Here is a 26,492-nt window from a genome sequence, read left to right as displayed (position 1 = left end):
GGGCGCTGGTCAACTGTCTCATCTGAAACGGCTCGGGGTGTGTCTCCGGGCCGTTTTTTCATGGCCGAGCCATATCAAGGCGACGGTGTTGTGGCGGCGTGTGCATCAGGACGCGCAAGCAAAGAAAAAGCCGCTTGATGCAAGATCAAGCGGCTTTTCAATTGGTGCCCAGGAGAGGACTCGAACCTCCACGGAGTTACCCGCTAGTACCTGAAACTAGTGCGTCTACCAATTCCGCCACCTGGGCAGGTACTTTTTTGAATCGGCGTTGTTGCCAGCGCGTCATCGAGACCATGAATATAGCATGACTTTCATGCTTTTCAGGTTGTGTGGCGGTCGGGCATCAAAAAAGTTGAATTTGGGCGGGGCGCGTTGCTTTTTTGATGGCTGATCGACGCGGGATTTCAAAGGGGATGTCCGACATGTGCCACATCGCGCCTTGGCTCCGGCGAAAAGGTGTACGCTGGACTGGCACTGACCTATTTGATGTTGACCAGTTTTTCTTTGATCACGGATATTCGTTCGGCCTTCAGGACGACATTGCCTGCGCAGGACGCAGCAGGCATTGTTCAGGCGTCTTCCGGGGGGCTGAGCGCTCTTGATGTCTGTTGCCGCTGGGGTCATGTCATGCATGCCCGCAACGACATCGGCCAACACGCTGGTCAATACATCAGCATCAGGCAAGAAAAAAGCCGCTTGATGCTGGATCAAGCGGCTTTTCATTTGGTGCCCAGGAGAGGACTCGAACCTCCACGGAGTTACCCGCTAGTACCTGAAACTAGTGCGTCTACCAATTCCGCCACCTGGGCAGGTACTTTTTTAGCTTCTGACTTCTGGCTTGAACTTCTTGGCATCTTTCGATGCTTGAAATTTCTGCCTCAGTCATCAGCGAAGAATTCAATTCTAGCATCAAAATGATGACTATGACAACACCCTCTCAAAATTTTGTGAATCTCATGAGCGAAGTCGTGGGCACCGTACAGGGCCACCGTGATGGACACGGCTTCGTTCAGCCTGATGAAGGCGACGTGAGCATCTACCTGTCTCCCCAGGAGATGCGCTCGGTCATGCACCGTGATCGGGTCAAGGTTCGCGTGGTGCGCTTCGATCGACGGGGGCGCCCGGAGGGCCTGGTGCTCGAGATCGTCGAGCGCAAGAAGACGCCCATCATCGGGCGCCTGTTGCATGAAGGCGGGGCCTGGGTGGTGGCGCCGGAAGATCGCCGCTTCGGTCGCGACATCCTGATCCCCGCCAAGGCCACGGCGAACGCCGAGCCGGGGCAAGTGGTGGCGGTCGAGCTGACGGAGGCGCCTTCGCTGAGCGCGCAGCCCGTGGGGCGCGTGACCGAGGTGCTGGGTGGCATTGATGACCCTGGCATGGAAATCGAGATTGCGGTGCGCAAGTACGAAGTGCCGCACAAGTTCAGCGAGGACACGCTGGCCCAGGCCGCCAAATTGCCCGAGAAGCTGCGTGCGGCAGACAAGAAGGGCCGCATCGACCTGACGGACGTGCCGCTGGTCACCATTGATGGTGAAGATGCGCGTGACTTCGATGATGCGGTGTATTGCCAGCCCGCCAGCATCGGTCGCTCCAAGGCGCCCAATGCCTGGCGCTTGCTGGTGGCGATTGCGGACGTCAGTCACTACGTCAAGCCAGGCGACCCGCTGGATCGCGATGCCTACGAGCGCGCGACATCGGTGTACTTTCCGCGGCGTGTGATTCCCATGCTGCCTGAGAAGCTGTCCAACGGCCTGTGCTCGCTCAATCCCGAGGTCGAGCGCCTGTCCATGGTGTGCGACATGCTGGTCACGCAGGAGGGGGAGGTTCACGCCTACCAGTTCTATCCCGCGGTGATCAATTCGCATGCGCGCTTCACCTATACCGAGGTGGCCACGATCCTGGGCAACACGCGTGGCCCGGAGGCGCAGAAACGCGGTGAGCTGGTGACGCACCTGCTGCATCTGCATGAGGTGTACAGGGCGCTGCTGAAGTCTCGTTCCGGGCGTGGTGCGGTGGACTTCGACACCACCGAGACCCAGATCGTGTGCGATGACAACGGCAAGATCGCCAAGATCGTGCCGCGTGTGCGCACTGAGGCGCACCGCTTGATCGAGGAGGCCATGCTGGCGGCCAATGTCTGTTCGGCAGACTTCATCTCGCGCGCCAAGCACCCCTCGCTGTACCGCGTGCACGAAGGGCCGACGCCTGAAAAGCGCGCCTTGCTCAAGAATTACCTGAAGGCGCTGGGCCTGGGTTTGAGCCTGGGTGAGGAGCCAACGCCGGGTGAATTCCAGGCGATCGCACAAGCCACCAAGGATCGTCCGGACGCGACGCAGATCCACACCATGCTGCTGCGCTCCATGCAGCAAGCCATGTACACGCCAATCAACAGCGGGCACTTCGGCCTGGCCTATGAGGCGTACACCCACTTCACCAGCCCGATCCGACGTTATCCGGATTTGCTGGTGCACCGCGTGATCAAGGCCTTGCTGGGCAGTGCGCGATATGGCCTGAAGGTGCCCGAGGGTGTGATCTCTTCGGTGTCCACATTCAAGCGCAAGCCTGGTGGCAAGCCAGGTGCGCCTGCGAAGGGGCTGCCGGCTGCGCCCACCAAGGCTGCGGCGCGGATCAAGTTGCCGCCTCAGGAGCTGGCTGCCTGGGAAACCGTCGGCATCCATTGCAGCGCGAACGAACGCCGCGCCGACGAGGCTTCGCGCGATGTGGAGGCCTGGCTCAAGTGCATGTTCATGCGTGAGCGCCTGGGCGAGGAGTATGGCGGTACCGTGACGGCTGCCACGAGCTTCGGCTTGTTTGTTCAGCTCGACGGTTTGTATGTGGAGGGCTTGATCCACATCACCGAGCTTGGTGGTGAGTATTACCGGTTTGACGAAGCGCGCCAGGAGTTGCGTGGCGAGCGTACCGGTGTGCGCTACAGCATCGGTTCACGTGTGCGGATTCAGGTCAGTCGCGTGGATCTGGATACCCGCAAGATCGACTTCCGCATGGTGCGCGAAGGCGTGGAGCCGCGTCCTGGTGCGGCGCCTGGCGGTGCGCGTCGCAAGGGGCGGGGCGCAGACGCAAACTGGCCCGGTGATGTGTCGGCTCAGGAGGAGTTGGCCGACATCCAGGAGGCGGACCGCGAAGCCAAGCGAGGCGGCAAGGCTGCCAGCAGGGGCGGGAAGTCCGGCGGCAAGGGGCGCGATCGCAGTGTCGTCGCCGAAGTGGCGCCCGTGCGCGCGGCCTCTGGCGGGCGCGGGGCGACCAAGGCTGCCGGCAAGAAAGCGGTTGCGCGCAAGGGAGGCAAGGGCAAACGCTGAGTTTCATGCTAGAATGCCAGAGTTTGCCCGAAATGGGTTTGGGCAAATTAATCGCGAAGCCGGCAATTCCCAAGGTGTCGCAGTGCGTTCCAGTCCTTCTCCATTCGGGGTTGGCTGTGCAGTTCACTGAGATCGCTGTCGGCTTCTAGAAACAACCTCTGGAGCATTCCATGTCCGTATCCATGCGCGAAATGCTGGAAGCCGGTGTCCACTTCGGTCACCAAACCCGCTTCTGGAACCCCAAGATGGCCCCGTATATCTTCGGCCATCGCAACAAGATCCACATCATCAACCTCGAGAAGACGCAGCCTGCGTTCGAAGAGGCTCTGAAGTTCATCAAGCAACTGTCGGCTCGCCGCGGTACCGTGATGATGATCGGCACGAAGCGTCAAGCTCGTGACACCATCGCTCTGGAAGCCGAACGCGCTGGCGTGCCTTTCGTGAACCAGCGCTGGTTGGGCGGCATGCTGACCAACTTCAAGACGGTCAAGGGCTCGCTGAAGAAGCTGAAGGACATGCAGGCTCAGGTCGAAACCGGCCTGGACAACCTGAAGAAGAAGGAAGGCCTGCTGTTCCAACGTGAACTGGCCAAGCTGGAAAAGGACATCGGCGGCATTCAGGACATGAACGCACTGCCTGACGCCCTGTTCGTGATCGACGTCGGCTACCACAAGATCGCCATCGCCGAAGCCAAGAAGCTGGGCATCCCTGTGATCGGCGTGGTTGACACCAACCACTCGCCCGAAGGCATCGACTACGTCATCCCCGGCAACGACGACTCCTCCAAGGCTGTGGCGCTGTACGCCAAGGCCGTGGCTGATGCCGTGCTGGAAGGCAAGGCCAATGCCGTGAACGAAGTGGTGGCCGCTGCTGCTGGCGACGACGAGTTCGTGGAAGTCAACGAAGCTGCCTGAGGCTCCTTGACCTAGCAAGAAGGGGCTGACCAATCAGCCCCTTTTTTTCAACAGAATTTCCTGTGTGGCGGTGATGACACCGCCCCTGAATCAAACGGAGAAAGCAAATGGCTGCTATTACCGCCAGCATGGTCGCCGAACTGCGCGCCAAGACCGACGCTCCCATGATGGAGTGCAAGAAGGCTCTGACCGAAGCTGATGGCGACTTCGCCAAGGCTGAAGAGATCCTGCGCGTCAAGCTGGGCAGCAAGGCTTCCAAGGCCGCTGCCCGCGTGACCGCTGAAGGTGTGGTGTCGGCCGCTGTGTCCGGTGCAACCGGCGCCCTGGTTGAAATCAACTGCGAAACCGACTTCGTTTCCAAGAACGAATCCTTCCTGGCTTTCGCCAAGTCGGTGGCCGAGCTGATCGCTCAGAACAACCCCGCTGACGTGGCTGCCATCGGCGACCTGCCTCTGTCGCAAGACGGTTTCGGTCCTACCGTGGAAGAAGTCCGCAAGGGTCTGATCGGCAAGATCGGCGAGAACATGTCCATCCGCCGCTTCAAGCGCTATGCTGACGGTGGCAAGCTGGCCGCCTACCTGCACGGCGCCCGCATCGGCGTGGTCGTGGAGTTCGACGGTGACGACGTCGCCGCCAAGGACGTGGCCATGCACATCGCTGCCATGAAGCCCGTGTCGCTGTCGTCGGCCGACGTGCCTGCTGCACTGATCGAGACTGAACGCAGTGTGGCCACGGCCAAGGCCGCCGAGTCCGGCAAGCCTGCCGACATCGCTGCCAAGATGATCGAAGGCGCTGTTCAGAAGTACCTCAAGGAAGTGTCCTTGCTGAACCAGGTCTTCGTGAAGGCCGCCGATGGCAAGCAGACCGTCGAGCAGTACCTGAAGTCGACCAACACCTCGGTCAAGAGCTTCACGATGTTCGTCGTGGGTGAGGGCATCGAGAAGAAGCAGGACGACTTCGCTGCTGAAGTGGCCGCCACGGTGGCCGCTGCCAAGGGTCAGTAACCCGACGCAAGACAAGGGGGCTTTCAGCCCCCTTGTGCTATGCGGCTTGCTTTGCCTCAAGGGGCTTCAAGCTTTACAGAACAAAGGTCGCCGATTCATGGAACCATCGCGCGATCAGTATTTCAAAGACCAAAGGTCTGGGTGGCTTCAAAGTTGCGATAACCTTTGAAGTCGCCACAAGTCATCAAACAAGGACGTCTGCATGCCCGCCTATAAGCGCATCCTCTTGAAACTTTCTGGTGAGGCCCTGATGGGCGACGATGCGTACGGCATCAACCGCGCGACCATCGTTCGCATGGTCAAGGAAATCCAAGAGGTCACCGCCATGGGCACCCAGGTTGCTGTGGTGATCGGCGGTGGCAATATTTTCCGCGGCGTGGCGGGTGGCTCGGTCGGTATGGACCGCGCCACGGCTGACTACATGGGCATGCTGGCCACGGTGATGAACTCGCTGGCCCTGGCTGACACCATGCGCCAGGAAGGCATGACCGCCCGCGTCATGTCGGCCATCAGCATCGACCAGGTGGTCGAGCCCTACGTGCGCCCCAAGGCCTTGCAATACCTCGAAGAGGGCAAGGTGGTGGTGTTCGCTGCCGGTACCGGCAATCCCTTCTTCACGACCGACACGGCCGCAGCACTGCGTGGTGCCGAAATCGGTGCAGAGATCATGCTCAAGGCCACCAAGGTGGATGGTGTGTACACGGCTGATCCCAAGAAGGATCCGTCTGCCACGCGCTACACCAGCATCACTTTCGACGAGGCCCTGATCAAGAACCTGCAGGTGCTGGACGCGACGGCTTTCGCCTTGTGCCGCGATCAGAATCTGCCTTTGAAGGTGTTCTCCATCTTCAAGCCCGGCGCGCTCAAGCGCGTGGTGCAGGGCGAAGACGAAGGCACTCTGGTTCACGTCTGAGCGCAGGTTCGGGCACAATTTCGTCTTCCGGTTTTCCCTCTCACGCGTTTGTCAGTCAGGTAGTCAAACATTCGCACGGAGTTCTCCATGAGCATCGCTGAAATCAAGAAAAACGCCGAGCAGAAAATGCTCAAGTCCATTGAGGCATTCAAGAACGAGCTGGCCAAGATCCGCACCGGTCGCGCGCACCCTGGCATCCTGGATCAGGTTCAGGTGGATTACTACGGTTCGCTGGTGCCCATCAGCCAGGTGGCCAATGTCTCCCTGATCGATGCCCGCAACATCAGCGTGCAGCCTTGGGAAAAGGGCATGGCCGCCAAGATCGAAAAGGCGATCCGCGAATCCGACCTGGGTCTGAACCCCTCGACCCAAGGCGACCTGATTCGCGTGCCGATGCCTCCGCTGACCGAAGAGCGCCGCAAGGAGCTGACCAAGGTGGTCAAGAACGCTGGTGAAGATGCCAAGATCGCCGTGCGCAACCTGCGCCGCGATGCCAACGAGCACGCCAAGCGCCTGCTCAAGGACAAGGAAATCACCGAAGACGAGGATCGCCGTTCGCAGGATGACGTTCAGAAGCTGACCGACAAGACGATCGCCGAGATCGACAAGCTGGTCGCTTCCAAAGAAGCCGAAGTGCTGGCGGTTTGATCAGCCGCGCTTTGTCATAATCTTGACGTAGTCCGAGGCGGCATGGCCGCCTCGATGTATTTCTGGCTGGCCTGCTTCACGTGCGAGTCAGCCCGGCCGATTCCTTTCTTGCTGAACCGATGTCCAAGACACCAGTTGCCGACCTTGTCCCTCGCCATGTGGCCATCGTGATGGATGGGAACGGGCGTTGGGCGCGCAAACGCTTCATGCCGCGAGGTGTCGGGCACAAGGCTGGCGTGGATGCCTTGCTCAAGGTGGTGCAGGCTACAGTGGATCGCGGGATCGGGTTTCTGACCGTGTTTGCTTTTTCGTCAGAGAACTGGAAGCGCCCCGAGGAAGAAGTGTCAGGTCTGATGAGCCTGTTGCTGGTGGCGCTGTCCAAGTATCTGGCCAAGATGAACGCAGACGGCGTGAGCATTCGGATTGCGGGCGATCTGGAGAACGTATCGGAGAAGGTTCGCAACGCTTTGCTGGATGCTCAGGCAACCACGGCACACAACGACAAATTGATATTGACGGTTGCCTTCAACTACGGCGGGCGCTGGGACATTGTTCAGGCTGCCCGCCAGGCCATGGCCGCCGGCGTGCGACCGGAGCAACTGGATGAGGCGACCTTGTCGCGTTACATGGCCATGAGCTATGCGCCAGATCCGGACTTGTTTGTCCGCACGGGGGGGGAGGTGCGGCTGTCGAACTTTCTTCTCTGGCAGAGCGCCTATGCAGAGTTGTATTTCACGGATTGCCTCTGGCCCGACTTTGATCACCGGGAGCTCGACAAGGCGATTGCGAGTTACGCCCGGCGAGAGCGGCGATTCGGGGATGTGGGCTCGTCGGGTGAGGGTGATGGGGCCATAGGCAGTGGCGACGACAGTTGTGACAAGGGTGCCCCAAGGGCTTCCGTCTGAAGGATCCACAGATGCTCAAGCAACGTGTCATCACGGCCCTGATTCTGGTGGCCATTCTGCTGCCCACACTGGCCGCACAGGCCGCCTGGCCCTTTGCCATCCTGACGCTGGTTTTCATCTCTGCCGCAGGGTGGGAGTGGTCGCGTCTGAATGACGCGCCTGGCGTGCGCGCCATCATCATGGGCGCGGCCGTTGCGGGCGCCTGTGCCACTGCTGCCCAGTATCTGGGACTGCCGGTCTGGGGGGCGGCGCAGGCGGTGGTGTCCGATGCCCAGGGGCATGTACATGGCTGGGGGCACCCGCTGGTGGGCTTCGGAACGCCCGCCTTCATCTGGCTGGCTGCCGTGCTCATCTGGGTGATCGGTGGGGTGGCCGTGCTGCGCTATGGCACGCTTTACTGGAAGCAGGTGCCGCAGGACCTGCGTCGCTTGCTGGGCCTGGCACTGCTGGTGCTGGCCTGGCTGGCGCTGGTCGAAAGCAAGATGCAGGGCCTGAACTACCTGCTGTCGGTTTTTTGCCTGGTATGGGCCGCTGACATCGGCGCCTATTTTGGTGGCCGGACCTTCGGCAAGCGCAAGCTGGCACCGTCCATCAGCCCCGGCAAGAGCTGGGAGGGCGTGTGGACAGGGATGCTGGCCGTGGGGCTGCTCGCCGCGGGCTGGATCTGGATTGACCGTAACATCGGCGTGGACTCACCCAGCCTGTACAGTCGTTTGCTCATGGGCCTGGGGCCTGTCGGCATGCTGGTCGCACTGGCCTTTCTGACTGGCATGAGCGTGGTGGGGGATCTGTTCGAATCCTTGATCAAGCGTCAGGCTGGCGCCAAGGACAGCAGCCAGTTGCTGCCTGGGCATGGTGGTGTGCTCGACCGTATTGATGCCTTGCTGCCGGTGTTGCCCTTGTCGCTGGCCTTGATGACCCTGTGCCATGGTTGATCACACACATCATCGCCGCCTTCGCCTGTGCATCCTGGGTGCCACGGGCTCCATTGGCACCAACACGCTGGACGTGGCCGCGCGCCACCCCGATCGTTTCGAGATCTGGGCCCTGAGCGGGGCCTCCCGTGTGGACGAGCTGTTTGCGCAGTGCGTGGCACATCGCCCCACGTATGCCGTGATGCCGGCCGAGTCGCTGGCGGCGCAGTTGCGTGACAAAGTGCGTGCCGCAGGTTTGCCCACCGAGGTGCTCAGCGGCGAGCAGGCACTGAGTGAGGTGGCCTCCCATGCCGATGTCGACGTCGTCATGGGCGCGATCGTGGGTGCCGCCGGGCTGGCGCCCTGTCTGGCTGCGGCCAGGGCGGGCAAGCGACTGCTGCTGGCCAACAAGGAAGCCCTGGTCGTGGGGGGCGCCTTGTTCATGGACGCCGTGAAGCAAGGCGGCGCCACCTTGTTGCCCATTGACAGCGAGCACTCGGCCATCTTCCAGTGCCTGCCCGAAGACCCCGCCACCTGGTCGGCGCGCATCGACCACATCGTGCTGACGGCATCGGGTGGCCCTTTCCGCGATCGCGATCCGGCCACGTTTGCAGACATCACGCCTGACCAGGCCTGCGCGCATCCCAACTGGGTGATGGGGCGCAAGATTTCCGTGGATTCGGCCACGATGATGAACAAGGCGCTGGAGATCATCGAGGCGCGCTGGCTGTTCGGTCTCTCGCCGGAGCAGATCCGCGTGGTGCTGCATCCGCAAAGCATCATCCACTCGATGGTGGTGTGTCGGGATCGGTCCGTGCTGGCGCAACTCGGGACGCCGGACATGCGCGTGCCCATCGCCTACGGCCTGTCCTGGCCCGAGCGCATCGAGTCTGGCGCAGAACTGCTGGATTTCACGAAACTTAACGCCTTGACCTTCCGTGAGCCCGACGCAGCCCGCTATCCTGGGTTGCAGCTCGCATGGGAGACCCTGCGAGCGGCACCGGGCAGCACCTGCGTGCTCAATGCAGCCAACGAAGTGGCGGTTGACGCGTTTCTCAAGCACCGGATCCGGTTTGATCAGATTCACCGCGTGAACGTGCAGACCCTGGCCGATTGCCCTGTTACGGCCGATGCGGCGTCGTCCGTGGAAGGGTTGTTGTCACTGGATCAGCAGTCACGGCGTGTGGCAGAGTCCGTGGTGGCGGGGCTGGCGCGTTGATCGCGTGATGGCCGGCCTATTGGTTGCCCTCGGGGCAGTCTTCCCAGGAGTGTGTCGATGCTGTTGAATGCGCTGGCGTTTATCGTGATGATCGGCGTGCTGGTGGTCATCCACGAGTACGGACACTACCGCGTGGCGGTGGCCTGCGATGTCAAGGTTCTGCGCTTTTCCGTTGGCTTCGGTCGGGTGTTGTGGTCGCGCATGCGTGGCGAGACCGAATTCGTGATCTCCGCGTTGCCGCTGGGTGGCTACGTCAAGATGCTCGATGAGCGCGAAGGGCCGGTCGACCCTTCCGAGCTGCATCGTGCCTTCAATCGCAAGCCCGTTCTTCAGCGCGCGATGGTGGTGGTCGCGGGGCCGCTGGCCAATCTGGTGCTGGCCGTACTGCTGTATGCCAGCGTGAACTGGGTGGGTGTGTCGGAGATGAGGCCCTGGTTCGCGCAGCCCTCTGCAGGCAGCCTGGTGGCTCAGGCCGGCATGCGCGTGCAGGATGAAATTGTCGCGCTCAAGCGAGATGGTCGCGCCGCAGAAGCACAGTCCGACGACGATGCCGAGTGGCACGCCATTCGCTCCATGAACGACCTGCAGTGGTGGCTCACCAGTTCTGCCTTGAGCGGCCACGACATCGTTCTGCGCGTGCAGTCCAGAAGCGCACCCGATCAAGCCGCTCGCGGTGAGCGCGAGCTGCACGTGAGCCTGGGCCAGATCAAGGCATCCGAGGTGGACGGCGACCTCATGACCCGCATTGGTTTGACGGGCCCCTATGCCGATCCTGTCGTGTCGCGGGTGATGGAGGGTGGCCCCGCACACAAGGCTGGTTTGCGCGATGGGGACAAGGTCTTGCTGATCAACGGCGTCGCCCCGACGGACGCCACGCATTTGCGACAGGTCATCCGCAACAGCCAGCGCAATGGCCAGCCCTTGCCTTTGAGCTTGCAGATCCAGCGTGGTCAGGACACCTTTGGCGTCAACGTGACGCCGGTGATGAAAGAGATCCAGGGGCAATCCGTGCCGCGCATCGAGGCGGGTCTGGGCGGGCCACCTGCCGTGGTGGATGTGCGCTATGGCTTCACGGAAGGCTTGAAGCTGGCCTTGGACAAGACCTGGGGCATGGCCCGGCTGAGTCTGGAAATGCTGGGCAAGATGGTGGTCGGGCAGGTGTCGGTCAAGAACCTGAGTGGCCCGCTGGCCATCGCCGATCTGGCCGGGCAGTCTGCTCGCCTGGGGTGGGTTTACTACATCGGTGCGCTGGCGCTGGTCAGTGTCAGCCTGGGGGTGCTCAATTTGCTGCCCCTGCCGGTCCTCGATGGTGGACACCTCATGTATTATCTTTTCGAAGGTGTCACGGGCCGGCCCGTTTCCGAACGTTGGCTGGAGCGCCTACAACGTGGTGGCGTCGCCATCATGCTGGTGATGATGTCACTGGCCCTTTATAACGACCTGGCGCGTTTCGTCGGCGCGCACTGAGTTACTTCCGCATGCAAATCTCCTCCATGACTGCTGTCCGGTTCAAGCCGTCCCTGCTCGCTGCCTTGCTGGCATCTTCCTTGTTCCAGGCGGCCTGGGCCGTCGAGCCTTTTGTGCTCAAGGACATTCGTGTTGAAGGTCTGCAGCGCGCGGATGCCGGTACCGTGTTTGCGTCTCTGCCATTCCGCGTGGGCGACACCTACACCGACGACAAGGGGGCCGCTGGCTTGCGCTCCTTGTTTGCCACAGGCTTGTTCAAGGACGTGCGCATCCAGATCGATGGCAAGGTCGTGGTCATCGTGGTGGAAGAGCGTCCGGTGATCTCGCGCGTCGAATTCGTGGGTACCAAGGAGTTCGACAAGGACAACCTGATCAAGGCACTCAAGGACGTCGGCATTGGTGAAGGGCAGCCGTTTGACCGTGCCCTGGCCGATCGCGCCGAGCAGGAACTCAAGCGCCAGTACCTCACCCGCAGCCTGTACGGTGTGGAAGTCGTCACCACCATCACGCCAGCCGAGCGCAACCGAGTGAACGTGACCTTCACTGTGACGGAAGGCGAAGTCACCAAGATCAAGAGCATCCGCATCACGGGCAACCAGGCCTTTTCCGAGAGCACGCTGCTGTCGCAGATGGACCTGACCGTGGGCGGCTGGCTGACCTGGTACACCAAGTCTGACCAATACGCCCGCTCCAAGCTCAATGCCGACCTGGAGTCGATCAAGGCCTACTACCTCAACCGAGGTTACCTGGAGTTCCGCATCGACTCCACGCAGGTGGCCATCTCTCCTGACAAGCAGGACATCTCGATCGCGATCAACGTGACCGAAGGCCCCCGCTACGTGATCACGGGCGTCAAGCTCGATGGCGATTACCTGGGCAAGGAAGACACCTTCCGCAAACTGGTGACCATCAAGCCGGGTGAGGGCTATCGCGCGGAGGATGTGGCTTCGACCATCAAGGCCTTCACCGATCGCTTCGCTGCGTTTGGCTATGCCTTCGCGCGCGTTGAGTTCCGTCCCGAACTGAACCGTGACAAGGGCCAGGCTGTGGCCGTGCTGGTGGCCCAGCCGCAGCGTCGCGTCTATGTGCGCCGCGTGAACGTGGCCGGTAACTCCCGCACGCGAGATGAGGTGATTCGCCGTGAGTTCCGCCAGTTCGAGGCAGCCTGGTATGACGGGCAGAAGATCAAGCTGTCGCGCGACCGCGTCGACCGTCTGGGTTATTTCAAGCAGGTCAACATCGAAACCACGGAAGTGCCCGGCACGGCCGATCAGGTCGATCTGACCATCTCGGTCGAAGAAAAGCCGACCGGCAACCTGATGCTGGGGGCGGGTTTCTCCAGCGCCGAGAAGTTCACCCTGACCGCATCGGTCAAGCAGGACAACGTGTTCGGTACGGGGAACTATCTGGGGGTTGAGCTCAACACCAGCAAGTACAACCGCACGATCGTGGTCAGCACGGTGGATCCGTATTTCACTGACAACGGCATTTCGCGCTCCTATGACGTGTATTACCGTACCTCGCGCCCCTTGAGCACGCAGGGTGGTGATTACGAAATCGTGACGCCAGGTGCCAAGGTCAATTTCGGCGTGCCCTATACCGAATTCGATACCGTGTTCTTTGGTATTGGTGCAGAGCAGACGGCCATTCACGGGACGACAGGTTTGCCTCTGAGCTACCAGATTCACCGCGAGACCTTTGGCGAACGAAGCCTTTCCATCCCCTTGACCACGGCCTGGCAGCGTGACTCGCGAGACAGCGTGATCGCGCCGTCTTCTGGCCGCTACCAGCGCATCAACCTGGAATGGGGTGCTCTGGGCGATACGCGTTACCTGCGTTCCGACTACCAGTTCCAGCAGCATTTTGCGCTGACCAACCGCTATACCTTCAGCTTCAATGGCGAAATAGCCTACGGTATCGGGTTGCAGGGCAAGCCTTATCCGGTGTTCAAGAACTGGTCGGGTGGTGGTCTGGGCAGCGTTCGGGGTTTCGAGCAAGGGACACTTGGTCCGATCGACGCCCTGGGTTCCTCGATTGGCGGTAACAAGCGCATCAACCTGAACAACGAGTTCTATGTGCCGTTCCCCGGCGCAGGCAATGATCGGACCTTGCGTCTGTTCGGCTATGTGGATGCCGGTAACGTCTGGGGCGAGAACGAACCAATCAAGTTCAAGGACTTCCGCGCCTCGGTGGGGGTGGGTGTGAGCTGGGTTTCACCGGTCGGTCCTCTGAAACTGAGCTACGGCAAACCGTTCCGCTACTTCGATCAAGATAAAATCCAGAAACTCCAGTTCCAGATCGGCACGGCATTCTGATCATGAAATCGATTCGCAAGATTCTGCTTGCCAGCATCACGGTGTTGGTCTCCTTGGCCGCTCATGGTCAGGAGCTCAAGATCGGCGTGGTCAATCTGGACCGTGTGCTGCGTGACACCACAGCGGCGAAGGCGGCGCAGACCAAGCTGGAGGCCGAGTTCAAGCCTCGCGAGAAAGAGCTCAACAAGATCGAGGGCGTCATCAAGTCGGCCTCCGAACGGTTCGAGAAAGACGCGCCGACGCTGGGCGAAAGTGAGCGCATTCGCCGTCAACGCGATCTGCTGGATCAGGATCGCGAGTTGCAGCGCAAGCGTCGCGAATTCCAGGAAGATTTCAATCAGCGGAAAAATGAGGAGCTCACCAGCATCCTCGACCGTGCCAATCGGGTGGTCAAACAGATCTTCGAACAGGAAAAGTTCGACCTGATCCTGCAGGAAGCCGTGTTCGCCAGCAACCGTGTGGACATCACTGGCAAGGTCATCAAGGCACTGGATACCGGATCTGCCAAGTGAGCGCCCCGCATATCGCGCAAGACGACCGTGCCGCGCTCAACCCCGCCACCACGCTCGGTGGGCTGGTGGATGCGCTGGGTGGTGAACTGCTGGGCCAACGTGACACCGTGATTCGCCACATTGGGGCGCTGGACACAGTTCGCCCTGATGCCATCTCGTTCCTGTCCAACCCGAAATACCGCGGTCAGCTGGCCTCGACACAGGCCGTGTGCGTGATCGTCAGCCCGGCCGTGAAGGATGAGGCGGCTGCGCGTGGTGCCGCCATCGTCTGCGACGACCCTTATCTTTATTTTGCGCGCCTGACCCAATGGTGGGCGGCCCGTGTGCGGCCTCGTCCTGCCGCAGGCGTTCACCCGTCTGCCGTGGTTGATGCGACGGCGGTGATCGGGCAGGGCGTGACCATCGGTCCGCTGGCAGTGATCGAGGCGGGTGCGGTCATTGGCGACAACGTGATCGTCGGGTCTCACTGTGCCGTAGGCGCGCGTGCGCGCATCGGCGCTGGCAGCAAGCTGGCGCCTCACGTCACGCTGGGCTTCGATTGTGTGGTCGGTGAGCGCTGCATCCTGCACAGCGGGGTGGTGATCGGTGCGGATGGCTTTGGTTTCGCGCCCAACCAGGGCCGCTGGGAAAAGATCGAGCAACTCGGGGCCGTGCGCATCGGTGATGATGTGGAGCTCGGCGCCAACACCTGTGTGGACCGCGGTGCCATCGAAGACACCGTGATCGACAATGGTGTCAAGCTCGACAACCTGGTCCAGATCGCGCACAACGTGCACATCGGTGAGCACTCGGCCATGGCTGGCTGCGTCGGTGTGGCGGGCAGCGCGCGCATTGGCAAGCATTGCACGGTCGGGGGCGCCGGGATGATCCTGGGCCACCTCACGCTGGCTGACAATGTGCACGTGTCTTCCGGCACGCTGATTTCCCGCTCCATTCCACAGCCCGGCATGTATACCGGGGTGTTCCCCTTCGACGACAACGCATCCTGGGAGAAGAACGCAGCCACGCTGCGGCAACTCCATGCCTTGCGTGATCGCATCCGAACCCTAGAGAAACAGATCAAATCGTGATGGACATCCACAAGATCCTCGACAAGCTCCCGCATCGCTACCCCTTCCTGATGGTGGACCGCGTGCTGGAGATCGAAAAGAACGTGCGGATCCGCGCCTTGAAGAACGTGACCATCAACGAGCCGTTCTTTCAGGGGCACTTCCCCACGCGCCCCGTGATGCCTGGCGTGCTGATGCTCGAAGCGCTGGCCCAGGCGGCCGCCCTGCTGGCCTTTGATGCCCGTGGCGAAGGTGCGGACGAAGACTCCGTGTACTACTTCGTCGGCATCGATGGTGCGCGTTTCAAGCGCCCTGTGGAGCCTGGCGATCAGCTCATCCTGGACGTGGCGATGGACCGCAACAAGGCCGGCATCTACAAGTTCAACGCGCAGGCGTTTGTGGGTGAGGAACTGGCTGTGTCCGCGCAGATCATGTGCACCGTGCGCAAGGTGGCCTGATCTCGTCATGGCGAACATCCATCCCACCGCGATCGTCGATCCAAAGGCGCAACTGGCCGAGTCCGTATCGGTTGGCCCCTATTCGATCATCGGTCCCCATGTGGTCATCGGCGAAGGCTCGAGCGTTGGCGCGCATTGCGTGATCGAGGGCCATACCACGATCGGGCGCGACAACCGCATCTACCAGTTCGCTTCGCTGGGGGGCGATCCTCAGGACAAGAAGTACGCAGGCGAGCCGACCAGGCTTGTGATCGGCGACCGCAACACCATCCGCGAGTTCACCACGTTCAACACGGGCACCGTGCAGGACAAGGGCATCACGCAGATTGGCGATGACAACTGGATCATGGCCTATGTGCACGTGGCGCATGACTGCGTCATCGGCAACCACAATGTCATTGCCAACTCGGTGCAGTTCGCCGGGCATGTGACCGTGGGCAATTACACCTTGATCGGTGGCATCAGCGGTGTGCACCAGTTCGTGCGCATTGGCGATTTCGCCATGGTGGGCTTCCAGACCCGCTTGTCGCAAGACTTGCCACCATTCATCCAGGCCGCGGGCAACCCGGCCGAAGCTCAGAACGTTCACCAGGAGGGCCCACGCCGCCGCGGCTATGCCCCTGAACGCCTGAGCATCCTCAAGCAGATGTACCGCACGCTGTACCGCAAGGGCCTGACGCTGGAGGCCGCCAAGGCCGAGATCGCCACCTTGCGCGGGCAGCACGCCGACGCGGATGCCGACATCGACATGATGCTGGCCTTCCTGGCTGACGCCACGCGCGGTATCGTGCGTTGATACCCATGGGGACAGCCGCACCTCGGGTGGCCATGGTGGCCGGCGAGACCTCCGGGGATCTGCTGGCCGGCTTGCTGCTGGGTGGCATGAAAGCCCGTTGGCCTGAGCTCACTGCATCCGGCATAGGTGGGCCACGCATGGCAGCGCTCGGCTTTCAGGCCCACTGGCCCTACGAGAAGCTGGCCGTGCATGGCTTCAACCTGGAAGTGCTGCGGCGATTTCGCGAGATCTGGGGCATCCGTGAGCAACTGGCAGAACGCCTGCGCAAGGAGCGGCCCGATGTGTTCATCGGGGTGGATGCGCCTGACTTCAACCTGGGCCTGGAAGCGCGCCTGAAGACTGCCGGCATCAAGACTGTGCACTTTGTCAGCCCCTCCATATGGGCCTGGCGGGGAGGGCGCATCAACAAGATCCATCAATCGGTGGACCACATGTTGTGCCTGTTTCCGTTCGAGCCTCAGCTCTATCATGACAAGGGTATCGCGGCCACCTTCGTGGGGCATCCCCTGGCTGACACCTTTCCGCTGGAAGTGCCGCGTGAAGCCGCGCGCGCCAGGTTGGGTCTGCCAGTCGATGCGCCCGTGGTGGCCGTGTTGCCAGGCAGTCGCGGGGGCGAGATACGGCACATCGCGCCCACCTTTCTGCAAACCATCGCACGCCTGAGCCAGATGCGTCCGGATCTGCGTTTTGTGCTGCCGGTGGTGCCGGGCATGCGCGGGTTGATCGACCCGATGGTGGCCGAGCATGTGCCAGACAAGGCCCGGTTGATGGTGCTGGATGGCCAGTCGCATGACGCGCTGGCTGCCTGCGACGTCACGCTGATCGCCAGTGGCACGGCCACGCTGGAGGCGGCTCTGTTCAAGCGCCCCATGGTGATCGCCTACAAGATCAGCGCCTTGAGCTGGCCCATCATGAAGCGCATGGCTTATCTGCCATGGGTAGGCCTGCCCAACATCCTGCTGCGCGATTTTGTGGTGCCCGAGCGCCTGCAGCATGATGCCAACCCCGAGCAACTGGCTACCGACGTGCTGGCCTGGCTGGATCAGCCGGCGCGGGCGCAGTCGGTCCAGCAGCGTTTCCTTGAACTACACCATACCCTGCGGCGCAACACCGCCCAGGCCGCCAGCGATGCCATCGCCCAAGTCCTCGAAAGCCACTAAAGCGCCCAACGTGGCCACCAAGGGCAGCCGGGCCAGCAAGGCCGCTGTCGAGCTTGTGGTGCCGCAACAGCTGGATCTGTTGTGGCCGACTGCCTCTGCGGGCTTGCTGGCTGGTGTGGATGAGGCCGGTCGAGGGCCTTTGGCTGGCCCCGTGGTGGCTGCGGCGGTGATCCTGGATGACCAGCAGCCGATTTCAGGCCTGGCGGATTCCAAGAAACTGACGGCCCGCGCACGCGAGCGCTTGTACGACGAGATCCGGGCCAAGGCGCTGTGCTGCTGCATTGCAGAAGCCAGTGTCGAAGAGATCGACGAGCTCAACATCCTGCACGCGACCATGCTGGCCATGCGTCGTGCGGTAGAGGGGCTGCGCTTGAAGCCGGCGATGGTGCAGGTGGACGGCAACCGCGTGCCCCCGCTCAGCGTGCCGGCGCAGGCCATCGTCAAGGGCGACGCCAAGGTGCAGGCGATTTCGGCCGCGTCCATTCTGGCCAAGGTGCACCGTGATCGCCTTTGCGAGCAGTTGCACGAGGCTTATCCTCAGTACGGCTTTGACGGCCACAAGGGCTACCCGACTGCCGACCATGTCGCCGCCTTGAAGTTGCACGGCGCGACACCCGCGCATCGTCGCAGTTTCGGCCCCGTGAAGGTGGTACTTGGCCTGGCGCCTGATCCCTCCCTGGTGCAGCCGCGTTCGGGTCGACGTTGACCCCCAGGCCCTGACTCCCACATGACCACACAACTGATCACCTCCCGCGACAACCCGCTGGTTCAGCGCTTGCGCAAGCACGTGCAGGATCCATCCGCCTACCGCAAGCTGGGCGAGGTCTGGCTGGAAGGCGATCACCTGTGCTCGGCCTGTCTGGCCCGCGGGGTTCCCGTCGCCTTGGCGGTGATCGCCGATACCGCGTGGCAGGGTGAGCATGGCGTGGCGCCGGCCTTCGACGAGCAGGCACGCAGGCTCAGCGAGTTGGCCAGGCAGGCGAGCAAGGTGGTGGTGGTACCCGAGGCCTTGTGGAAAGCATTCACGAGCCTGGAGTCGCCCGCCAGACTTGGATTCCTGCTGAATCGCCCAGGGCTGGACGGGCAGGGCGCTGGCATCCGGCGTGGCGTGCGCACGGTGGTGCTGGATCGCGTTCAGGACGCGGGCAACGTCGGCAGCATCCTGCGCAGTGCCTCGGCCATGGGTTTCGAGCAACTCGTGGCCCTCAAAGGGACGGCAGCGCTGTGGTCAGGCAAGGTGCTGAGGGCCGGCATGGGGGCGCACTTCGCCTTGCATCTGGTCGAACAGGCCAGCGCAGATGATCTGGACGGCCTGGGCGTGCCCATGGTGGCCACCAGCTCGCACACGGATCAGATGCTGCCATCGGCCCCCTTGCCTGATCCCTGTGCCTGGGTGATGGGGCATGAAGGACAGGGCGTGGCCGAGGCTGTCATGGCGAAGTGCCAGTTGAGGGTGTGCATCCCTCAGCCGGGCGGCGAAGAATCACTCAACGTGGCGGCCGCGGCGGCGGTTTGTCTATACGAGTCACTGAGGCGGCGCCATCCTCACTGATATCGCGGGCCGAAAAGGCCTGGCATCTTGAAGTTTTCTTTAGCACCCTGATTTTCCAGGCGCAGCCTACAATCTGCGTGCAGGTAGCGGGCTTTGGCCTGTGCCGTTTTTCGTTTTCGGAGGATACATGGATCGTTCTATCAAACCCCTTGATGTCGTTTATGGCGGCTCGTCCCTGGGTGTGGACCGTCAGCGGGTGCTGCGCAATACCTATGCCCTGCTGGCCCTGTCGATGGTGCCTACGGTGCTGGGTGCCTGGCTGGGCGTGTCCATGGGCTTCAGCTTCTTTGCTGGCAGCCCGCTGATGGGCTTCTTGCTGTTCATGGCCGTGTCGTTCGGCTTCTTTTTCGGCATCGAAAAATACAAGAACTCCGGCGTGGGTGTGTTGCTCCTGCTGGGTTTCACCTTCTTCATGGGGCTCATGCTGTCGCGTCTGATCGGTCACGCCCTGGGCATGTCCAATGGCGCGCGGCTGATCTCGCTGGCCTTCGGTGGTACCGGTGCGGTCTTCCTGGGCATGGCTGCGATGGCCAGCACCATGAAGCGCGACGTATCCAGCATGGGCAAGTGGCTGTTCATGGGCATGATCGTCATCCTGGTGGCGGCCGTGGCCAACATCTGGCTGCAACTGCCTGCGCTGCACCTGGCGATCTCGACCATGGCAGTGGTGATCTTCTCGGCCTTCATCCTGTACGACATCAAGCGCGTGCTGGACGGTGGCGAGACCAACTATGTCACGGCCACCCTGGCCATCTACCTGGACGTCTACAACGTCTTTTCGTCTTTGCTGCAGTTGCTCATGGCGCTGGGTGGCAACGACGACTGAGGCCGGGGGATGGGAGGGCTTGAAAACTGGCTCGCAAATACCATGTAGGGTATGTGAACGAGTTGGAGCCTTCCCATGTCAAGCCCATCACTGGAACTGGTCTGTCCGCATTGCGAAACCATCAACCGCGTGCCTGCGGCGCGCTTGAATGACGGTGCGCAATGCGGCAAGTGCGGGCAATCCGTGCTGCCAGCCTCGCCCGTTGTGCTGACGGCGCGCAACTTCGAGCGTTTCATCACCCGCAATCAACTGCCTGTGCTGGTTGATTTCTGGGCGCCCTGGTGTGGGCCCTGCAAAATGTTCGCGCCGGTGTTTGCGCAAATGGCCGGCACTTATGCCAGCCGTGTTCGTTTTGCCAAGGTGGACACCGAGGCGGACCCCTCGCTGGGTGCGCGCTACAACATTCGCAGCATCCCGACGCTGGCCTTGTTCAGCCAGGGGCGGGAGCTGGATCGGGTCTCGGGTGCCTTGCCGCCAGCCCAGTTGCAGGCCTGGCTGGCGCGACACGGTCTGTAGACGGCTGGCAGGCCGCACCCAAGGCGATCAGTATTGGTCGCCTTCGCCGGTATAGGTGCCGGGCGCGAGGTTTTCGAAGCGCGTGTTCGACTTCAGGAAGGCCAGGTGCACGCTGCCCACAGGCCCGTTACGCTGCTTGCCGATGATGATTTCGGCCTGTCCTTGCAGCTTGGACTCGCGGTTGTAGTACTCGTCACGGTAGATGAACATGATGACGTCCGCGTCCTGCTCGATGGCGCCGGATTCGCGGAGGTCGGACATCATGGGGCGCTTGTCAGGGCGCGTTTCCACCGAACGGTTCAGCTGCGACAGCGCGATCACCGGGCATTGCAGCTCCTTGGCCAGGGCCTTCAGCCCCCGGGAGATTTCACCGATCACGGTCGCGCGGTTTTCCTCGTTGCCGCCCGAGCCACTCATCAGCTGCAGGTAGTCGATGATGATCAGGCCGAGGGTGCCACCGAACTGACGAGCCAGGCGACGCGCACGCGCGCGCAGTTCGTTGGGAGACAGGCCTGGGGTCTCATCGATGAACACATTGGCTGTGCGCAGTTTTTCAACCGTTTCGCTCAGCCGGCTCCATTCGTCGTCCGACAGTCGGCCAGTACGCAGATTCTGCTGGTTGATGCGGCCGATCGAGCCCACCATACGCAGTGCCAGTTGCGAGGCGCCCATTTCCATCGAGAAGATGGCCACGGGCAGGCCTTCATTGACGGCCACGTTTTCGCCGATGTTCAGCGCAAAAGCGGTTTTACCCATGGAGGGGCGGGCCGCCAGAATGATCAGGTCGCCCTTTTGCAGGCCGGCCGTCATCTTGTCCATGTCGATGAAGCCAGTGCGCACGCCGGTGACGTCATCCAGACCGTTGTCGGCCAGTTCGGTCACGCGGTCCAACAGGTCGACCACCAGGCCGTCCATCGCATGAAAGCCTTGCTTGTTCTTGTTACCCTCTTCGCCGATCTTCATGATCTTGGCTTCGGCCTCGTCGAGGATGTCCGACACCGACTTGCCGTTGGGGCTGAAGGCATTGGTGGCGATTTCATCGCTCACCGTGACGAGTTTGCGCAGCACGGCGCGTTCACGCACGATTTCGGCGTAACGGCGCATGTTGGCCGCGCTGGGCACCGACTGGGCCAGGGCATTCAGATAGGTCAGGCCACCGACGTCCGAGCCTTTGCCGGACATCTGCAACTGTTCATAGACCGTGATCACGTCCGCCGGCTTGGACGCGTTGATCAACTGCTGAATCGCCGTGAAGATGAGCTGATGCTCGTGGCGATAGAAGTCGGAGTCGCTCAGCAGATCGGAGGCGCGGTCCCAGGCGCTGTTGTCCAGCAGCAGGCCGCCCAGCACGCTTTGTTCGGCTTCGATCGAGTGGGGCGGGACGCGCAGTTTGGCGACTTCATCGGCGCCTATCGCGTCAGTGAGCTTCGAAGGGGAAAACGGGGTCGGTAGAACAGCGGCCATGGTCTGCAATCATAAGCTCGCCCACAGCAGGCACCTGTGGGTAACTCTGTGGACATGTGGGCAAGTCTGTGGACAGCCGTGGGAAATCCTGGGGATCAGCGGGGATAACTGCCAGATACTTCCTGAGGGCGTGTTCGTGAAACGACAAAGCCGGCACGAGGCCGGCTTTGTGTCGGGGGCGGCGAGCCGCCCCCTTCAGGTACAAGACCTGACTCAGGCGGTTTCGCCAACCACAGCGACGACGATCTCGGCGACCACGTCAGTGTGCAGCGACAGCGACACAGGGTGCTCGCCCACGGTCTTCAGAGGACCGTTAGGCAGGCGGATCTGGTGCTTGGCCACGTCGAAGCCGGCAGCCTTCAGGCCTTCAGCGATGTCGAAGTTGGTCACGGAGCCGAACAGGCGACCGTCCACGCCAGCCTTCTGGGTGACGTTGATGGTCTTGCCGGAGAGCTTCTCGCCCAGAGCTTGAGCGGCGGCCAGCTTTTCAGCCTGGACCTTTTCCAGTTCAGCGCGGCGGGCTTCGAACTCGGCGACAGCCTTTTCAGTGGCGCGACGGGCTTGGCCTGTGGGGATCAGGAAGTTACGAGCGTAACCGTCCTTCACGCGGACCACATCACCCAGGTTGCCCAGGTTGGCGACTTTTTCGAGGAGGATGATTTGCATGACAGAGAACTCCTTAGACGCGGTGCTGGTCGCTGTAAGGCAGCAGAGCCAGGAAGCGAGCACGCTTGATGGCGGTGGTCAGCTGACGCTGGTAGATCGCGCGGGTGCCGGTCAGGCGTGCGGGGATGATCTTGCCGTTTTCAGCGATGAAGTCGCGCAGGGTGTCAACGTCCTTGTAGTCGATCTGTTCGACGTTGGCGACGGTGAAGCGGCAGAAGCGCTTGCGACGGAACAGCAGGGATTGCGTGTTGCGCTTGCCCTTGCGGTCTTTGGAGAACTTGCCGTTCTTGGAGCGGGGAGCAGCCATGATGACCTCTCAGTATCCGAATGGATGTGTTTAAACGATGTCGTTGAGTTCGGTGATGTGGAGCAGTACGCCACGTCCGTTTCGCGGAGCACCCAGGAAGCCGGCAATGCCCAGGGGCACGCCAACTGGCTGCAGGTTCAATTGCTGTGCAATCGGACCCATGGCCACGGCCTTGATTTCCACCTTCACCTTGCGGGGAAGCTGGGCCTCGGTCACTTCGGATTCGTGCTCAAGCACGACGTCGAGTGCGGGCAGGCCGGCGGGTGTGTATCTCAAAGCCTTTCGCTCGATGATCTGGGCTGTCAACAGCACACGGTTCATGAACGTCGGGCTCGCAAAAAAACTACTTGCGGACGCGTTGTCTGACGATGCCTTGCGGCATCAATCAGGCAGCGGCTTGCTCTTGCTGGGCCTTGCGGGCCTCTTCACGCTCAACTTGCTTCATCATCACGGAAGGAGTGGTCTCAGCCTTGTCCTTCAGCACGGTGAGGTGACGCAGCACGGCGTCGTTGAACTTGAAGCCGGTTTCGAGCTCAGCCAGGGTTTCCTTGCTGGTTTCGATGTTCAGGCACAGGTAGTGAGCCTTGGCCAGCTTGTTGATCTGGTATGCCAGCTGACGACGGCCCCAGTCTTCAAGACGGTGAACTTGACCGCCGGTGGAGGCGATCAGGGCCTTGTAGCGTTCCAGCATGGCGGGAACTTGTTCGCTTTGATCCGGGTGGATCAGCACGACGATTTCATAGTGACGCATGGATACTCCTTGTGGATTCCAGTTGATGGAAGCCGCTACGAAGCGTCAAACCCGTAAACGGCAAGGGCTGCTCAGAAATTGAGCAACAGATGGAAAGCCTGCGATTGTAGCAAGGAAAACGCCACCCGAGGGTGGCGCGCTGTCGGAAAAAGCCGGATTTCTGTCTGAAACCCAGCCGGTTTGTCCGAAAAACTTATTTGGCAGCCAGGCGCTGCCAGGTCTCGACAACCGTATCCGGGTTCAGGGACATCGACACGATGCCTTCGTCGGCCAGCCATTCGGCGAAGTCGGGGTGGTCCGAAGGGCCCTGGCCACAGATGCCGATGTACTTGCCGTGTGCACGGCAGGCCGCGATGGCGCGCGAGATCATGGCCTTGACGGCCGGGTCGCGTTCGTCGAAGTCCTGTGCCAGCAGTTCCAGGCCGGAGTCGCGGTCCAGGCCCAGGGTCAGCTGGGTCAGGTCGTTGGAGCCGATGGACATGCCGTCGAAGAACTCCAGGAACTGCTCTGCGAGGATGGCGTTGGATGGCACTTCGCACATCATGATGACGCGCAGGCCGTCAGTGCCGCCCTTGGAGGCGCGCACCAGGCCGTGGTCAGCCAGCATGCCCGTGACGCGCTCGGCCTGCTTCAGGGTGCGCACGAAGGGCACCATGATCTCGACGTTGGTCAGGCCCATGTCGGTGCGCACGCGCTTGAGCGCTTCGCATTCCATGGCGAAGGCCTCACCGAACTCGGCGCTGATGTAGCGCGAGGCGCCGCGGAAGCCCAGCATGGGGTTTTCTTCCTCGGGCTCGTAGCGCGAACCACCGATCAGCTTCTTGTATTCGTTGGACTTGAAGTCCGACAGGCGCACGATGACGGGCTTGGGCCAGAAGGCGGCGGCAATCGTGGCGATGCCTTCGGCCAGCTTGTCCACGTAGAAAGCGCGAGGCGAGGCGTGGCCGCGGGCGACCGACTCCACGGCCTTCTTCAGGTCGCTGTCAATGTTCGGATAGTCCAGGATGGCCTTGGGGTGGACGCCGATGTTGTTGTTGATGATGAACTCGAGACGAGCCAGGCCGACGCCGTTGTTGGGCATCTGGCAGAAGTCGAAGGCGAGCTGTGGGTTGCCCACGTTCATCATGATCTTCAGGCCGATGTGGGGCATCTCGCCGCGGGTCACCTCGGTGACTTCGGTTTCCAGCAGGCCTTCGTAGATGTAGCCGGTGTCACCCTCGGAGCAGGCCACGGTCACCAGGGTGCCGTCGGTCAGGCGCTCGGTGGCGTTGCCGCAACCCACGACGGCAGGGATGCCGAGTTCGCGGGCGATGATGGCGGCGTGGCAGGTGCGGCCGCCACGGTTCGTGACGATGGCCGAAGCGCGCTTCATCACGGGTTCCCAGTTGGGGTCGGTCATGTCGGTGACCAGCACGTCGCCAGGCTTGACGGTGTCCATCTCGGAGATGTTGTGCACGATGCGCACGGGGCCGGTACCGATCTTCTGACCGATGGCGCGGCCTTCAGCCAGGATGGTGCCGGTGCTCTTGAGCTTGTAGCGCTGCTCCACCTTGCCCTGCATCTGGCTCTTGACCGTTTCAGGGCGAGCCTGAAGGATGTAGAGCTTGCCGTCGCCGCCGTCCTTGCCCCACTCGATGTCCATCGGGCGGCCATAGTGCTGCTCGATGATCACGGCGTAGCGGGCCAGTTCGGTCACGTCCTCGTTGGTCAGGCTGTAGCGGTTGCGGGCCTCGACGGTGGTGTCGACCGTCTTGACCAGCTTGCCCGTGGCGGCCTTTTCCTCTGGCGTGGCGAACTCCATCTTCAGGAGCTTGGAGCCCAGGTTGCGGCGAATCACGGCCTGCTTGCCAGCCTTCAGCGCTGGCTTGTGCACGTAGAACTCGTCAGGGTTGACGGCGCCTTGCACCACGGTCTCACCCAGGCCATAGCTGGAGGTGATGAAGACCACGTCCTGGAAACCGGATTCGGTGTCGATCGTGAACATCACGCCGGCGGCGCCGAGGTCGGAGCGCACCATGCGCTGCACGCCGGCCGACAGGGCCACGACGTCATGGGCAAAGCCCTTGTGCACGCGGTAGGAAATGGCGCGGTCGTTGTACAGCGAGGCGAACACTTCCTTCATCTTGTGCAGGATGTCTTCGATGCCGACCACATTCAGGAATGTTTCCTGTTGACCGGCAAACGAGGCGTCGGGCAGGTCTTCTGCTGTAGCGGAGGAACGCACGGCAAACGATGCCTGCAGGTTGTCGCCGGCGAGCGTCGCGAAGGCGCCACGGATGGCCTGTTCCAGGTCGGCAGGGAAGGGTTGGGCCTCGACCCAGCCACGGATTTCGGCGCCGGCTTCCGCCAGCGCGCGCACGTCTTCGGTGTTCAAGGCTGCCAGGCGCTGGCTGATGCGGTCAGCCAGGCCGTCGTGCTTGAGGAACTCGCGGAAGGCATGGGCCGTGGTGGCAAAGCCTGTGGGCACACGCACGCCATTGGGCAGTTGCGAGATCATCTCGCCGAGCGAGGCGTTCTTGCCGCCGACGACTTCGACATCGGACATGCGCAGTTGCTCGAAGGGCACGACCAGGGCGGTCGGCTCAAAGCGGTTGGTCATAAAAGCTCCAGGATGGTGAAAAAAATGCTTGTGGCATCCACGGCCCGGCGTCGGTCTGTTGGTGTTGTTGGGTGACCTTCATCGAGCGTCCGTGCGGCATCTGACAACACGTGTGGACACGAGATGGACTGATTGTAGGGTCAGGCCTATGATGATGGGTTCACCAAATTGAAATCCTGGGGCCCTCATGCGGGTGATTGGCGCGCGTTTGCGTACATTT

25 protein-coding genes and 2 tRNA genes are annotated in these 26,492 nt (G+C 61.8%); 19 read left to right on the top strand and 8 right to left on the bottom strand.

Annotated elements, in window-relative coordinates; all coding sequences use genetic code 11:
* Positions 1–162: 162 nt before the first annotated feature.
* Positions 163–247: transfer RNA gene (locus VFW93_RS16940), tRNA-Leu, on the bottom strand.
* Between the two features lie 477 nt (positions 248–724).
* Positions 725–809 (bottom strand) — tRNA-Leu (locus VFW93_RS16935).
* A 147-nt stretch (positions 810–956) separates the two neighbouring features.
* Here VFW93_RS16935 and rnr point away from each other — a divergent pair.
* From rnr to trxC, 19 genes are all read left to right on the top strand, one after another.
* Positions 957–3,317: a ribonuclease R gene (gene rnr / locus VFW93_RS16930; RefSeq protein ID WP_414639713.1), complete on the top strand. Its 2,361-nt coding sequence runs from the start codon at positions 957–959 to the stop codon at positions 3,315–3,317.
* 170 nt (positions 3,318–3,487) lie between these two features.
* Positions 3,488–4,231 (top strand): 30S ribosomal protein S2, encoded by a 744-nt coding sequence (gene rpsB, locus VFW93_RS16925; protein ID WP_329695124.1) that lies wholly within the window; start codon positions 3,488–3,490, stop codon positions 4,229–4,231.
* Between the two features lie 107 nt (positions 4,232–4,338).
* Positions 4,339–5,235 (top strand): translation elongation factor Ts, encoded by an 897-nt coding sequence (tsf, locus tag VFW93_RS16920; RefSeq protein WP_329695123.1) that lies wholly within the window; start codon positions 4,339–4,341, stop codon positions 5,233–5,235.
* A 202-nt stretch (positions 5,236–5,437) separates the two neighbouring features.
* Positions 5,438–6,148: a UMP kinase gene (gene pyrH, locus VFW93_RS16915; RefSeq protein ID WP_290675548.1), complete on the top strand. Its 711-nt coding sequence runs from the start codon at positions 5,438–5,440 to the stop codon at positions 6,146–6,148.
* Positions 6,149–6,235: 87 nt separating this feature from the next.
* Positions 6,236–6,796, top strand: coding sequence for a ribosome recycling factor (frr, locus tag VFW93_RS16910; protein ID WP_329695122.1), 561 nt, complete (start codon positions 6,236–6,238; stop codon positions 6,794–6,796).
* Between the two features lie 119 nt (positions 6,797–6,915).
* A complete protein-coding gene (gene uppS, locus VFW93_RS16905; protein ID WP_329695121.1) occupies positions 6,916–7,701 on the top strand; it encodes a polyprenyl diphosphate synthase in 786 nt (261 codons plus the stop codon).
* An 11-nt stretch (positions 7,702–7,712) separates the two neighbouring features.
* Positions 7,713–8,636, top strand: a complete 924-nt coding sequence (locus VFW93_RS16900; RefSeq protein ID WP_329695120.1) for a phosphatidate cytidylyltransferase — start codon at positions 7,713–7,715, stop codon at positions 8,634–8,636.
* Positions 8,629–9,834, top strand: a complete 1,206-nt coding sequence (gene ispC, locus VFW93_RS16895) for a 1-deoxy-D-xylulose-5-phosphate reductoisomerase (RefSeq protein ID WP_329695119.1) — start codon at positions 8,629–8,631, stop codon at positions 9,832–9,834. Before VFW93_RS16900 ends, ispC begins: the two co-directional genes overlap by 8 nt.
* 57 nt (positions 9,835–9,891) lie before the next feature.
* The gene (rseP, locus tag VFW93_RS16890; protein WP_329695118.1) at positions 9,892–11,301 is read left to right on the top strand and encodes an RIP metalloprotease RseP; all 1,410 of its coding nucleotides are present in this window, start codon (positions 9,892–9,894) and stop codon (positions 11,299–11,301) included.
* Between the two features lie 26 nt (positions 11,302–11,327).
* A complete protein-coding gene (gene bamA / locus VFW93_RS16885; RefSeq protein WP_329695117.1) occupies positions 11,328–13,616 on the top strand; it encodes an outer membrane protein assembly factor BamA in 2,289 nt (762 codons plus the stop codon).
* A gap of 2 nt (positions 13,617–13,618) precedes the next feature.
* Positions 13,619–14,128: an OmpH family outer membrane protein gene (locus VFW93_RS16880; protein WP_290675534.1), complete on the top strand. Its 510-nt coding sequence runs from the start codon at positions 13,619–13,621 to the stop codon at positions 14,126–14,128.
* Positions 14,125–15,198: a UDP-3-O-(3-hydroxymyristoyl)glucosamine N-acyltransferase gene (gene lpxD / locus VFW93_RS16875; protein WP_329695116.1), complete on the top strand. Its 1,074-nt coding sequence runs from the start codon at positions 14,125–14,127 to the stop codon at positions 15,196–15,198. The genes VFW93_RS16880 and lpxD overlap by 4 nt, the downstream gene beginning before the upstream one ends.
* Positions 15,195–15,635: a 3-hydroxyacyl-ACP dehydratase FabZ gene (gene fabZ / locus VFW93_RS16870; protein WP_329695115.1), complete on the top strand. Its 441-nt coding sequence runs from the start codon at positions 15,195–15,197 to the stop codon at positions 15,633–15,635. The genes lpxD and fabZ overlap by 4 nt, the downstream gene beginning before the upstream one ends.
* A gap of 7 nt (positions 15,636–15,642) precedes the next feature.
* Positions 15,643–16,431 carry an acyl-ACP--UDP-N-acetylglucosamine O-acyltransferase gene (lpxA, locus tag VFW93_RS16865; RefSeq protein WP_329695114.1) on the top strand — a complete coding sequence of 263 codons (789 nt, stop codon included), beginning with the start codon at positions 15,643–15,645 and terminating at the stop codon, positions 16,429–16,431.
* A 5-nt stretch (positions 16,432–16,436) separates the two neighbouring features.
* Positions 16,437–17,591, top strand: coding sequence for a lipid-A-disaccharide synthase (lpxB, locus tag VFW93_RS16860; RefSeq protein ID WP_329695113.1), 1,155 nt, complete (start codon positions 16,437–16,439; stop codon positions 17,589–17,591).
* Positions 17,560–18,297 carry a ribonuclease HII gene (gene rnhB, locus VFW93_RS16855; RefSeq protein ID WP_329695112.1) on the top strand — a complete coding sequence of 246 codons (738 nt, stop codon included), beginning with the start codon at positions 17,560–17,562 and terminating at the stop codon, positions 18,295–18,297. The genes lpxB and rnhB overlap by 32 nt, the downstream gene beginning before the upstream one ends.
* Positions 18,298–18,318: 21 nt before the next feature.
* Complete coding sequence (locus VFW93_RS16850) at positions 18,319–19,143, top strand: RNA methyltransferase (RefSeq protein ID WP_329695111.1); 825 nt, start codon at positions 18,319–18,321, stop codon at positions 19,141–19,143.
* Positions 19,144–19,270: 127 nt separating this feature from the next.
* On the top strand, positions 19,271–19,969 hold the full coding sequence (locus tag VFW93_RS16845) for a Bax inhibitor-1/YccA family protein (protein WP_329695110.1): 699 nt from the start codon (positions 19,271–19,273) through the stop codon (positions 19,967–19,969).
* 75 nt (positions 19,970–20,044) lie between these two features.
* A complete protein-coding gene (gene trxC, locus VFW93_RS16840) occupies positions 20,045–20,485 on the top strand; it encodes a thioredoxin TrxC (RefSeq protein ID WP_329695109.1) in 441 nt (146 codons plus the stop codon).
* A gap of 27 nt (positions 20,486–20,512) precedes the next feature.
* Here the strand turns inward: trxC and dnaB are convergent, their stop codons facing one another.
* The 6 genes from dnaB to ppsA form a co-directional block, all read right to left on the bottom strand.
* Positions 20,513–21,949, bottom strand: a complete 1,437-nt coding sequence (dnaB, locus tag VFW93_RS16835; protein WP_329695108.1) for a replicative DNA helicase — start codon at positions 21,947–21,949, stop codon at positions 20,513–20,515.
* A 213-nt stretch (positions 21,950–22,162) separates the two neighbouring features.
* Positions 22,163–22,615 (bottom strand): 50S ribosomal protein L9, encoded by a 453-nt coding sequence (rplI, locus tag VFW93_RS16830; protein ID WP_329695107.1) that lies wholly within the window; start codon positions 22,613–22,615, stop codon positions 22,163–22,165.
* 13 nt (positions 22,616–22,628) lie between these two features.
* On the bottom strand, positions 22,629–22,922 hold the full coding sequence (gene rpsR / locus VFW93_RS16825) for a 30S ribosomal protein S18 (protein WP_035034561.1): 294 nt from the start codon (positions 22,920–22,922) through the stop codon (positions 22,629–22,631).
* A gap of 30 nt (positions 22,923–22,952) precedes the next feature.
* Entirely contained in the window at positions 22,953–23,243 is a 291-nt protein-coding gene (priB, locus tag VFW93_RS16820; RefSeq protein WP_329695106.1) for a primosomal replication protein N, read from the bottom strand.
* Between the two features lie 64 nt (positions 23,244–23,307).
* Positions 23,308–23,673, bottom strand: coding sequence for a 30S ribosomal protein S6 (gene rpsF / locus VFW93_RS16815; protein WP_290645269.1), 366 nt, complete (start codon positions 23,671–23,673; stop codon positions 23,308–23,310).
* A gap of 193 nt (positions 23,674–23,866) precedes the next feature.
* Complete coding sequence (ppsA, locus tag VFW93_RS16810) at positions 23,867–26,272, bottom strand: phosphoenolpyruvate synthase (RefSeq protein WP_329695105.1); 2,406 nt, start codon at positions 26,270–26,272, stop codon at positions 23,867–23,869.
* Positions 26,273–26,492 lie beyond the last annotated feature (220 nt).

The organism is Aquabacterium sp., from assembly GCF_036279675.1.
Lineage (GTDB): Bacteria > Pseudomonadota > Gammaproteobacteria > Burkholderiales > Burkholderiaceae_C > Aquabacterium.
This window is presented reverse-complemented; position numbering and strand designations above follow the sequence as displayed.